This is a genomic window from Suicoccus acidiformans (genome assembly GCF_003546865.1).
GTDB lineage: Bacteria > Bacillota > Bacilli > Lactobacillales > Aerococcaceae > Suicoccus > Suicoccus acidiformans.
On the sequence record NZ_CP023434.1, the window covers coordinates 370,962 to 383,475 of the forward strand.

The 12,514-nt window shown below is 44.5% G+C and carries 10 protein-coding genes; 7 read left to right on the plus strand and 3 right to left on the minus strand.

All coding sequences use genetic code 11. From position 1 onward, the window contains the following. The first annotated feature begins 186 nt into the window (after positions 1–186). The 7 genes from CL176_RS01785 (at position 187) to CL176_RS01815 (ending at position 9,003) form a co-directional block, all read left to right on the plus strand. The gene (locus CL176_RS01785) at positions 187–1,794 is read left to right on the plus strand and encodes a peptide ABC transporter substrate-binding protein (protein WP_118989773.1); all 1,608 of its coding nucleotides are present in this window, start codon (positions 187–189) and stop codon (positions 1,792–1,794) included. Between the two features lie 461 nt (positions 1,795–2,255). After that, complete coding sequence (locus CL176_RS01790) at positions 2,256–3,188, plus strand: ABC transporter permease (protein ID WP_118989774.1); 933 nt, start codon at positions 2,256–2,258, stop codon at positions 3,186–3,188. Then, positions 3,188–4,111, plus strand: a complete 924-nt coding sequence (locus tag CL176_RS01795) for an ABC transporter permease (RefSeq protein WP_118989775.1) — start codon at positions 3,188–3,190, stop codon at positions 4,109–4,111. The genes CL176_RS01790 and CL176_RS01795 overlap by 1 nt, the downstream gene beginning before the upstream one ends. Before the next feature lie 9 nt (positions 4,112–4,120). Continuing rightward, a complete protein-coding gene (locus tag CL176_RS01800; protein ID WP_118989776.1) occupies positions 4,121–5,182 on the plus strand; it encodes an ABC transporter ATP-binding protein in 1,062 nt (353 codons plus the stop codon). Then, on the plus strand, positions 5,175–6,092 hold the full coding sequence (locus CL176_RS01805) for an ABC transporter ATP-binding protein (RefSeq protein ID WP_118989777.1): 918 nt from the start codon (positions 5,175–5,177) through the stop codon (positions 6,090–6,092). The genes CL176_RS01800 and CL176_RS01805 overlap by 8 nt, the downstream gene beginning before the upstream one ends. Positions 6,093–6,309: 217 nt before the next feature. Beyond that, entirely contained in the window at positions 6,310–7,380 is a 1,071-nt protein-coding gene (locus CL176_RS01810; RefSeq protein ID WP_118989778.1) for a M42 family metallopeptidase, read from the plus strand. An 18-nt stretch (positions 7,381–7,398) separates the two neighbouring features. After that, positions 7,399–9,003: a peptide ABC transporter substrate-binding protein gene (locus CL176_RS01815; RefSeq protein WP_118989779.1), complete on the plus strand. Its 1,605-nt coding sequence runs from the start codon at positions 7,399–7,401 to the stop codon at positions 9,001–9,003. A 360-nt stretch (positions 9,004–9,363) separates the two neighbouring features. Here the strand turns inward: CL176_RS01815 and CL176_RS01820 are convergent, their stop codons facing one another. From CL176_RS01820 to istA, 3 genes are all read right to left on the minus strand, one after another. Beyond that, positions 9,364–9,849, minus strand: a complete 486-nt coding sequence (locus tag CL176_RS01820; RefSeq protein WP_118989780.1) for a hypothetical protein — start codon at positions 9,847–9,849, stop codon at positions 9,364–9,366. Positions 9,850–9,957: 108 nt separating this feature from the next. Further along, positions 9,958–10,719, minus strand: coding sequence for an IS21-like element helper ATPase IstB (istB, locus tag CL176_RS01825; protein ID WP_118989628.1), 762 nt, complete (start codon positions 10,717–10,719; stop codon positions 9,958–9,960). Continuing rightward, positions 10,713–12,200, minus strand: coding sequence for an IS21 family transposase (gene istA, locus CL176_RS01830; protein WP_118989686.1), 1,488 nt, complete (start codon positions 12,198–12,200; stop codon positions 10,713–10,715). Before istA ends, istB begins: the two co-directional genes overlap by 7 nt. Positions 12,201–12,514: the final 314 nt, after the last annotated feature.

Here is a 12,514-nt window from a genome sequence, read left to right on the forward strand (position 1 = left end):
GCGGAGTGAACCTCTACCAAGTCTCGTAGCTCTTCTAAGGCTTTTGCTTATTCACTTGCTAGTGCATCTCAAAAAGGATACTATTAAAAAAGAATTAAAAAACTGTGCAATATAAGTGTAAGATATTTGACTTTTCTTAAGAAAAGCTTTACATTAACGGTACCATTAATTAAGGAGTGTGATTCCATGAAGAAGTTATTTAAAGGCTTATTGGTCACTATTTTGGCTGTATTAAGTCTATCAGTCTTTTCATCGTGGCAAACAGTTGGTGCGCAGGGGCAGGTGATTAACTTGTCGATTAATACGGAGCCACCAACAATCGACCCAGGCTTAGCAACCGATTCAACTTCCGGAGCAATTATTCTGAACGTATTCGAGGGCTTAACGGCTAAAGATGCCGAAGGGAACGTCGTTCCTGGTATGGCGGAGTCTTGGGATATGAGTGATGATGAGTTAACTTACACCTTCCATTTACGGGATGCCCAATGGAATAACGGTGATCCAGTGACAGCTGGAGACTTTGAGTATGCATGGAAACGTGTTTTGAATCCTGAGACTGCTTCACAATATGCTTCAATTATGTACTTTATTGAAGGAGCAGAAGCTTATAATACTGGCGAAGGTGAAGCTGACGGTGTCGGTGTGAAAGCAGTCGACGACAAGACCTTAGAAGTGAAGTTGGCTCATCCAACCCCATTCTTCACTGAATTAACAGCTTTCTATACTTATATGCCAGTGCATCAAGCATCTGTTGATGGCAATGATGCGTGGGCAGCAGATGCTGGGGAGAGCTATGTGACGAACGGTGCCTTTAGTTTAGCTCAGTGGAACCACAATGCGGATTACCAGTTAGTCGCTAATGAGAATTATTGGGACGCAGAGAATGTGGCTTTTGATGAAGTAAATGTTCAAATTATCGAATCTGAAGCAACCTCTAATGCTGAGTATCAAGCAGGCAGCTTAGATTACCTTGGTTCACCATACGGAACAGTATCACTTGACTACATCGATCAATTCCGCAGCAATGGTGAGTTGAATACGAATCCATACGCAGCAATTTATTGGTATAAAGTCAACACAACTGATGAAGTGTTACAGAATGCGAATATCCGCAAGGCTTTAGCTTTAGCAATTAACCGCCAAGAATTGATTGACAACGTTACAAAAGGGGAGCAAACAGCTGCCTTGGGAATTATTCCGCCAACGATGGAAGGTTTTGAAGAAGACCGCGGTTATATGAGTGACTTTGACGTTGAAGGTGCTAAAGCGGCTTTACAAGCAGGTATGGACGAATTAGGTATTAAAGACCCTAGTGAAATTACCGTGGCTCTATCAATTAACGATAGTGAAGCCCACTCAGCTATCGCGCAATTCATTCAAGCTAACTGGACAGATAACTTAGGTATTAACGTTTCAATCGATAGTACAGAGTGGCAAGTATATCTTGATAAATTGAATCAATTAGATTACCAAGTAGGCCGCATGGGCTGGATTGCTGACTATAACGATCCGATTACTTTCTTAGATATGTACCGCACTGCCGAAACGGGTAATAACGATACCGGTTGGGAAAATGAAGACTATAAGAACTTAATTGACCAAGCGAACCAAGAAACTGACGAAGCAACGCGTACGCAATACTTACTCGATGCTGAAGCAATTCTTATGGAAGAAATGCCAGTTATCCCGGTTTACTACTACACAAGTAACTTCGTCAAGAACGACCGTGTTCAAGGTATGCAACCAGACCCACTAGGAAACATCAACTTGAAATATGTATCGATGGCTGAATAAGTACACATTTGAAAAGCCCCATGCAAGGACTCTGCCTACAAACCGGGCAGAACCCCTTCGGGGGTTTTTCTTATCTAGTGGCGAAAATCAGCTTATACTGTTCAAATGTGTATGAATATAAAAGCGTCGGCTTGTATATAGAGGGATGAACCTCATTGATGCCCATTTGAAGAGAAATCCAATAATGGCAAATCAATGGCTGAATCCTTGCAGGTTGATTTGAATACCTAACCCATCTCAAGGACCGGCGTAGTGGATGCTTCTAGGCAAAGCGCTTACCTTGTTCGAACTTTCGTACAATTCGTAAAAGCTAGCCTAGTGTTTTTCAAGCGGGTAAGGTATAATAAACGCATATTGTTTTATGGCGTGAACTGAGCAGAAGTGTCCGGTTACCATACGTAATCATTAGCTTTTGAAAGTTATCTCGCTGAGTAATTTAGTTTTTTATGGAGGAGTTTTACATGGCTAAATATATAGGCAAGCGATTGCTGTATGCCTTGCTAGCACTATTGGCAATTGTGACAGTGACATTCTTTCTGATGCGGATAGCACCGGGGAATCCTTTTGCTGCCGAAAATCAGCAAATGACGCCGGCGATTCAAGAGCAGTTGAATGCAGCGTATGGCTTGGACGATCCGTGGTATGTGCAGTATTTCAATTATGTCAAGAATGTCTTCACCTTTGATTTCGGTGAGTCGATGAAGTATCGGGGACGTTCGGTGAATGATATGATTGGTGAAAGTTTCCCAGTATCGGTGCAACTTGGGGCTCAAGCCCTGCTGATTGCAGTAGGGGGCGGGGTGCTCCTTGGCGTTATCTCCGCCATGTACCATAACCGTACAGGGGACTATATCGCATCGATTATTGCGGTACTTGGTATTTCGGTACCATCTTTCGTACTAGCCGGTTTATCTCAGTATTTCTTCGGCTTGAAGCTTGGTTGGTTCCCGATTAGTGGTTGGCAATCTTTCGCCCATACTATCTTACCGACCTTTTCACTCGGTTTGACCTACATGGGGAGTATCGCCAAGATGACCCGATCTGGGCTTTTGGAAGAGAATACGTCTGAATATGTCAAGCTCGCCCGGGCCAAAGGTCTCAAGAAATGGGGCGTAGTATTCAAGCATTCATTGCGGAATGCCCTCTTGCCAGTGGTTACCTATTTAGGGCCAATGACGGCAGGTGTCTTGACGGGGTCTTTTGTAATTGAGAATATTTTTGCGATTCCTGGCTTGGGACGACATTTCGTGACAAGTATCAATAACCGCGATTATACAGTCATTATGGGGATTACGGTCTTTTATTCCATTATCTTGCTCATTATGGTAATTGTGGTCGATTTAATTAACGCAATGTTAGACCCACGGATTCAATTGGAAGGAGCGGATGAGTAATGGCGGAAGAAATTCAAATTAAACCTGAGCAATTTGAGCTGGTCGGTATTCAAGAAGACCAGACCGATATTCTCAGCGATAAGTCCATTTCCTTCTGGCAGGAAGTTGCCCAAACCTTCCGCAAAAATAAGCTCGCGATGTTTGGCTTAGTTGTCTTATTAATCGTAGCTTTGATGGCAATTTTCGTGCCAATCTTGTCACCTTTTGAATATAGTGAGCAGACCGGGGTTTACAACCAAGGGCCGAATGGGCAGTTCTGGTTTGGCACCGACAATTTAGGGCGGGATATCTTCGTCCGCAGTTGGGTTGGTGCCCGCATTTCTCTCTTTATCGGTCTAGCTTCGGCTTTAATTAGTATTATGATTGGTGTTTTATATGGTAGTATTGCCGGCATGGTTGGGGGTAAAGTCGATACGATAATGATGCGTATTGCTGACGTCTTAAATGCGGTGCCTTATCTATTGATTGTTATCATGCTCTTGGTAGTTATGGAGCAAGGCTTGTTGCCGCTTATTATTGCCATGTCGATTACTGGCTGGATTAGTATGGCTCGGATTGTTCGGACGGAAGTAATGTCCTTGAAGAATCAAGAATATGTTCTAGCTTCCCGGACCCTTGGTGCATCGACAGGCTATATTATTCGCCGTCACTTAGTACCGAATGCAATGGGCATTATTATCGTTAATATGACTTTGTCGATTCCAAGTGCTATCTTTACCGAAGCGTATTTGAGCTTCTTGGGGCTGGGTGTTACACCACCGATGGCCAGTTGGGGAACGATGGCGTCTGAAGGGGCGGAAGCTATCTTGACAGCTCCGTGGCGTTTAGCCTTTCCAGCGCTATTGATTTCTTTAACCATTTTTGCTTTTAACGCAGTGGGTGATGGCCTGCGTGACGCCCTGGATCCGAAGTTAAGAAAGTAGGCGAACTCAATGACAGAACCTATTCTAGAAGTGAAGGACTTAGCCGTCTCCTTCAAGACCTTTGCAGGCCGCGTACAAGCCGTGCGTGGCGTTAGCTTCTCCTTACAGAAAGGGGAAACCCTCGCCATTGTTGGCGAATCCGGCTCAGGCAAGTCGGTTACCAGCAATGCTATTATGCAACTGGTGCCCCAACCGCCTGGAACCTATGATCGAGGCGAAATTTGGTTTAATGGCCAAGATCTCTTGACCTTTAATGAAGACCAAATGAGCCACATTCGAGGCAATGACATCGCCATGATCTTCCAAGATCCGATGACTGCCTTGAATCCGACTATTCGCATCGGCAAGCAAATTACCGAAGCGATTACCTTACATAATAAAGATGTTTCCAAAGAGGCAGCCAAGCAACGCGCCATCGAACTCTTGGATTTGGTAGGTATACCTCGCCCCGAAGAGCGCTTTGAGCAGTACCCCCATGAATTCTCCGGTGGGATGCGTCAACGGGTAGTCATTGCGATTGCTTTAGCAGCCGAGCCGAAGCTATTAATTGCTGATGAACCGACGACCGCCCTGGACGTGACCATCCAGGCACAAATTCTGGAATTGATGAAGGAAATCCAGTCCGAAACTGGGACCAGTATGATCTTCATCACCCATGACTTAGGCGTTGTTGCTAATGTGGCGGACACGGTTGCCGTTATGTACGCTGGACAAATCGTCGAATATGGTAGTGCCAATGATATTTTCTATAATCCAAAGCATCCGTACACGTGGGGACTCCTCGGTTCGATGCCGGACTTAGAAAGTTCCAGTACGGAAGAGCTGTACACCATTCCTGGTGCCCCGCCGAACTTAATCAATCCGCCTAAAGGTGACGCCTTTGCTCCGCGCAACCGCTACGCCATGGCCATCGACCATGAAGCAGAACCACCTTTCTTTCAAGTGTCAGATACACATTATGCCAAGACTTGGCTCTTACATCCTGATGCACCGACGGTGGAGGTTCCGGCAACTATCCAACGCAGGATTGATCGCTATTTAGAAGAAACGGGAGGTGGGGTGCATGCCTAAGAAGTTACTTGAAGTCAAGCATCTCAAGCAATATTTTGGCAAAAAAGCGAACCCAGTCAAAGCGGTTGATGATATTAGCTTTGATATTTACGAAGGGGAAGTGCTAGGACTGGTTGGTGAATCTGGTAGTGGGAAGTCTACTACTGGACGCGCAATTATTGGTCTAAACGACCGTACCGACGGAGAAATTTACTATGAAGGCAAGCCTGTTGAATCAATGTCCCGCAAGGATATTTCCCGGGAGATTCAAATGATCTTCCAAGACCCTTACGCCTCACTCGATCCGCGTATGACGGTCTATGAGATTATCGGCGAGGCCTACGATATTCATGGCCTCTACAAAAACCGCCAAGAACGCCAGAATAAAATTGGCGAATTATTAGAATCCGTTGGCTTAAATCGCGAACATGCTAACCGTTATGCCCACGAATTCTCCGGCGGCCAGCGCCAACGGATTGGGATTGCTCGGGCCTTGGCCTTGGATCCGAAGTTCATTATCGCCGACGAACCCATTTCGGCCCTGGACGTTTCAATTCAAGCGCAAGTGGTTAACTTGCTGAAAAGCCTGCAAAAAGATCAGAACTTGACCTATCTCTTCATCGCCCACGACTTATCCATGGTGAAATACATCAGTGATCGTATCGCTGTTATGTATGGTGGTAAAATTGTTGAAATGGGTGAAGCCGATGAAATCTACAACCATCCGGTGCACCCATACACCTTATCGCTCTTATCTGCGGTACCCCAACCTGATCCGCTATCTGAGAGCAAACGTGTTCGGATTCCTTACCAACACGAAGTGGCAAATGGCGTTCTCAGCCAGCATGAAGTTTCACCAGGACACTATGTTCTGGGTACTGACGAGCAGATTCAGCGCTGGGTCGAAGCCCAAAAATTGGTAGAAGCATAGCGCATTTAACGGCCGGCCCGGCGCGACATCGCGACCTGGTCGGCCGTTTGCCAACATATGACTGTCATATTACCTATGACTTTGCTTTGACAAGTAAGTAAAGGGGTTTAGCCATAGGGGCTTTTACTTGCCAGGATACCTACCACGATATAAGTACTCGTGCAATCATCTCACCAAGTTAAGCTTGACGAGATTTATCCCACAGAAAGGATTTATTATGCAAAAGTCTATTCAACTGATTCAAGATTTATCCAATGCTTTTGGCGTCTCTGGCTTTGAAACAGATGTAGCTCAAGTCGCCAGCGATTATGTGGCCGATTTTGCCCATGTGCGCCAGGACCGCATGGGTAACGTCTTTCTTAAGCCGGATGTAGCCCAAGCAGCGGATAATAAACTTAACGTTCTGCTCGATGCGCATTTAGATGAGGTCGGATTCATTGTTCAAGCAATTCACGACAACGGCATGCTGGACTTCCTGCCAGTTGGGGGCTGGGCCATTAACAACGTGCCCGCTCACACCGTGCAAATCAAAACCCGCAAACAAGGGATTGTCAAAGGTATTACCGCCAGCACACCACCGCACTTTATGACGGAGGCAGACCGAAAAGCGCCCTTAGATTTCGACAAAATAGTGATCGATGTCGGGACGTCTTCTAAAGCAGCGACCGAAGCATTAGGCATTGAAATTGGCAACCCGATTGTACCTGATGTTTCCTTTGAAACCTTACACGACGGGGAAATTCTTCTAGGGAAAGCTTTTGATTGCCGAATTGGCTGTGCCGCCTTATTGGAAACCTTCGAGCAATATGTCCAAGGCGAACCCAACCCAGCGCTTGATTTAGAGGCAGTGCTTACCACTCAAGAAGAAGTAGGCTTGAGAGGGGCAACCGTTGCCGCCAATCAAATTTCGGCGGATATTGCGATTGTTTTTGAAGGGTGTCCAGCTGATGATACCTTTACCCCCACATATAAGATTCAATCGGCCTTAGGCAAAGGGCCAATGTTACGCCATTTCGATGTGTCGATGATTACCCATCCTGGCTTCCAAGCTTTTGCGATGGATATTGCTGAAAAGTATAATATTCCAATGCAAACATCGGTGCGTAAAGGAGGCGGCACCAACGGAAGTGCCTATCACTTGGCTAACCAAGGCATTCCAACGATTGTTGTAGGAATCCCTGTCCGCTACGCCCATACCCACTATGGCTTTGTTCATTTCGCTGATTACCAACATGCGATTCAGCTTGTTCTCGCGATTTTAAAGGATTTGACGGCGGAAGTTTTCTAATAAGAGAGGAAGAATAACATGAAGAAACTAGTCCAAATATTACTCACAGCTAGCCTCGGCTTGAGCGTGTTTGCTGGCGCGACCGCATCGGTTGATGCCCAGGAGAAGCAACTGAATTTAGTTACCAATGCCGAACCACCAACAATTGATCCAGGTTTGTCGACAGATACAACATCTGGTTCAATTATTGACAATGTCTTTGAGAATTTAACTAATATAGACCAGAATAATGAAGTCGTTCCAGGAGTGGCGGAATCTTGGGATGTTAGCGAAGATGGTACGGTCTACACCTTCCATATTCGTGAGAATGCCGTTTGGTCCAATGGTGACCCTGTTACGGCCCAAGATTTTGAATTTGCTTGGAAGCGTGTCTTAAATCCTGAGACTTTATCCCAAAGAGCGAACCTTTACTATGTGATTAAAGGAGCCGAAGATTATAACGTCAATGGCGGTTCTGTTGACGAAGTGGGTATCAAGGCCTTAGACGACAAGACTTTCGAAGTTACCTTAAATTCACCTGTAGCTTACTTCCTTGAGTTAATCAACCATTACAGCTTTGCCCCTGTTAACCAGAAAGTCGTCGAAGCTGACGACCAGTGGGCGAGTGAAGCAGGCGAAGATTATGTTACCAACGGCGCTTTTATCTTAAGCGAGTGGAATCACAACAGTGACTACACCCTCGTACGCAACGACCAATACTGGGACAAAGACAACGTTGCCTTAGACCAAGTCAATGTGCAAATCGTTGAATCCGAAGCTACAGCCAGCAACATGTTCCAGAATGGCGACATCGACTTCCTCGGTGCACCATATGGCGCAATTTCCCTAGATAATATCGAAGTGTTTGAACAATATGAGACGATGACCGCCGAACCATACGCCGGCATCTACTGGTACAAAGTCAACACCACCGATCCAGTTATGCAGAATGCGAATATCCGCAAAGCTTTAGCCTTAGGTTTCAGCCGGGCGGATTTAGTAGCCAATATTACCAAAGGCTACCACCAACCAGCCACCGGCTTAGTGCCACCAACCATCACTGGCTTTGAAGAAGACCGCGGTTACTTCACCGACGGCGACGTTGAACAAGCCAAAGCGTTTTTACAAGCTGGCTTAGAAGAACTCGGTATGAGTGATCCGGCTGAATTGACCATTAACTTGTCTATTAACACCAGTGAGGCCCATGCTACCATTGCCCAATTCGTTCAAGAACAATGGGCACAAAATCTTGGAATCAATGCAGTCATTGACAATACCGAATGGCAAGTATACTTAGACAAAATCCAAATGCTTGACTATCAAGTCGCTCGCCTTGGTTGGGCTGCCGATTACAACGATGCCGCTTCCTTCTTAGGTATGTATACAACAGTCGATACTGGTAATAATGACACGGGTTGGGAAAGTCCGGAATACCAAGACCTGATGAAGCAAGCCGGCGAGGAATTAGATGCTGGCAAACGCACCGAATTACTTAAAGAAGCTGAAGCAGTAATGATGGCAGATATGCCAGTCATCCCGGTTTACTATATGGAATCAATGTTTGTACATCAAGACAAAGTTCAGAATATGCAACCAGATGCGATTGGACGCTATAACTTGAAGTACGTGGATATTGCTGAGTAAGCCTTACTTCATCAAGTAATTAAAGAGATGCCTTGATTGCTTCATACGAAACATCAGAAATACGCACCCTATCTGCCACAGAAAAGGCGATGGGGTGCGTTGTTTTTATGGGAAATTAAGGGAAAGAACAGCGATTGTTAAAGGACTAGTGTTTTCTCGAAAGTTTATAATGTTTATTAAATAGCACAAGGATATTGAAGGCTTCGGAAAGATTAGGAATTTGGGTCTAATTGCTCAATTGAAGCGCTATTTTTGAGTATTCGATTTAAATTTTTCGCTCAGCTTCTTCAACGAGTTCCTTCTCCCAGTCGTAATATACTTCAGTCATATGCTTTACCTCCTTGCCAATTTTTAAATCTCTCACGTAGTCTGATATGAGGCCGAACCTTGTTTCATCTGGATTACTATCTTGGAAATAGCCATCAAATCATAGAGCGGATGACTTGGGTCATCCGCTTCAGTATTGAAGATGTAGAGCTGTTGCCCCATATCGATTGGTTCTAAAAGTTTCGTAATTGTCGGTTGAATCGTATACTGTACCAAGCCGAGCTTGAAGATATCTTTCTCGCAAATGAAGATGATAATCACCTCAGGAAGAAGAATATCCTTACCGACAGAAGATGTAAGCACAACGTCCATGCTTGAGGAGTAGTAGCGTGCCTTTTCCAAAACTTTCTTATGACTTCTATGAACTTCGATATTATAATACTTACCATCGCTCTTAGCGAGAATGTCTAGGACTGCTTTTCGTGAAGCTAAATGGGTAAAAGTGTATTGCGTTTTGACTGAATCTACCACGACATTCTCAAGACCTAAAATTTGTTCAATTAAAGATGTATATGTCAAGTGAAAAAGGGACCACCTTGCCGTTGAAAAAGGGACCACCTTTTGGGTCAATGTAACGGCTTAGGCTAATTTATGAAAAGTTAGTTAAGAAGAAAGTGTCTCAGCGCTTCATACCTCCTTTTGGCTGGCTTGCGCCTCCTTCCAGGCACTGGTCTGCTTCATCCGATAACTCTCCCCTCGCATGTCCACAACATGCGCCTTAAAGGCTAAACGATCCACCAGGGCTCCCGTTAAGGTCGGGTCTTTAAAGCATTCCTGCCAGCGATCAAAGGTAAGGTTCGTCGTAATCATTGTAGAGCCCTTTCCCATCCGATTAGAAAGAAGATTAAACAGAAGCTCAGCCCCGGCTTCATCAAAGGATAAATAACCTAATTCATCGACAATCAAGAGATCGACCTTATTTAATCGCTGTTTGAAGCGATAAAATTGACTTTGCGTGACGGCCTCTCTTAATTCAATAACAAGATTTGGGGCATTTACGAACTGTACATGATAATTCTGCAGACAGGCCTCCATGCCAAGACCAATGCTAAAATGCGTCTTCCCTGTTCCAGGGTTGCCAATAAGAATGACGTTCTGTTTCTCTTGAATAAAATTCAGGGTCTTTAATTCGCGTAGTTGTTGGCGAACACCTTCCTTAAACACTTTCTCGTCAAAGTCCATCAGGTACTTCTTTTGGCTAAACTTGGCCTGTCGAATCCTTCTTTGATAGCTTCGATTTCGACGTTGTTCCACCTCCTCTGTCAATATCTCTGTGAGGGCTTCTTCCAAATCCAGTCCGCGACTCGTATATTCCAGGAGCAGGTGTTGGTAATTTTCCTTCAGATAGGGAAGTTTTAGTTCATTAGCGGCTTCTGCGATTGTTAACATAAGCTTTCCTCCAAACCATAGAGAGCATTTAATTGATGGAGCGTTGCTTCTGTCTGATGAAGAATCGCCTCCTGATTTTTAGGAACACCCTCATTTTCCGTTGTGACACGTTGCACCAACTGATCATAGGCCAATTGCTGGCACAAAGCCTCTCCACTGAGGCTATGGTATTTCTCAAGTTGTTCTATGAATTCTTTAGGGTGTCCGCTATAATATTTATGATAGAGTGTTTCCAAGCCGGGGGTTTGTTGAAGAACCAGCGAGTGTTCCAGAGCACCAGGTTTCTTCTTGAGGGTTTTGATATAGTGACTGATATCAAGCTGAAACCCATGGGAACCCTCTATTTTATTATGCCTGGCCACTTCTTGTTCATTGGCATAAACCACGAGATAATCGGCATAAGCCTTGATCTGAACTCGCTTCCCTACCAAGTAGTCAGGGACAGAATACTGATTCTTCTGATAATGAATCGTGGCATACTTTGTGACGCTGAGCTGACAAAGTTCTGCCAGTTCAAAGGGAGGACGGTATTTAAGAAGGTGGCCTTTTTCTTCTTCCAAACGACTCTCTTGATTCAAAGTCCGTAAGGACTCTTCCAAATGCTGGCGAGCTTCATCTAAAGATTGAAATTGATATTTTTTGGTGAAACAGTTTTGTCTGACATGCTTTACACGACTCTCTACTGTTCCCTTCTCATTCCCACTGAAGCAATTGGTGACATTAATATTAAACCCATAATAAGTGGCTAATTGGATGAGTTGGGGGTTTAGCTCCTTTTCATTACGCCCAATAAAACGAGTGACCACATTTCTCATATTGTCATAGACAAGCTCCGCATACACCCCACCCAGGTTTTCAAAAAATCGCACATGCGCATCCTGAAAGACAGCTTTTTTCTGGTTGGTATAGAGGTAAGCCCAGTAATAATCTGAAGCAGGGCTAGCCCACACAGCGAGATAATAGGTTTTAACCACGCCCTCAATTTCTAATTTGACCTCTCCAAAATCGAACTCCACCCGTGCACCCAATGCATAATTTTGCTTGATAAAAGCCTCTTTAGCTTTCGCTTTCATTTTTGACCAGTAATGAGCGACTGTCCGGTATTTAATCGCATACCCTTCCTCTGCTAGGATTTCATAAACAGCCTTAGCCGTTAGTGCTTGTTTATGAGGTCCTAGCCTTCGATCCTTTTCTCTTTCTTTTTCCAGTAATTCGCTCATTCTAGCTTCCACCTCTGGTGTAAAGGTTCTTTTTTTCCGATTGGAAGTATCATATTTTCTTTCTAAGACTAATTGTTCGGTTGCTGCTTCGATTTCTTTCTCATTTTGAGCGTCATCCAAAGCATCTATACCTGCTTGGTATCGATCCCTTATTCTTCGAATCGTTTTTCTATCAATGTCCATGTCTCTGCTAATTTTCCTAATGGATTCCCCATTTCTAAAACGGTGAATCACTTCGAATTCTTTATTGATACGAATCACTCCTTGGCACCTCCATCTATAATACGTTTATTATAGATGGAAAGGCATGGCAAGTGGTCCCTTTTTGAATAGCAATTTACCCCGAAGGTGGTCCCTTTTTAGATTACAACAAACAAAAGATGCCGCGAATTCCTTCTTCTCAAAGACTACGCTCATAAATCGATCATCCAGTAAAGATAAGGTCTGGATCTTCTCATATACACTCAAGTCAGTCACCCTGGCGCCTCCTTGTAATTTTATTTTACTGTTTCTGCTATCATTATACAAGAGAAGGACCACGAGAACAAGCGTTCCTATTTCAGTTCATAGATAAC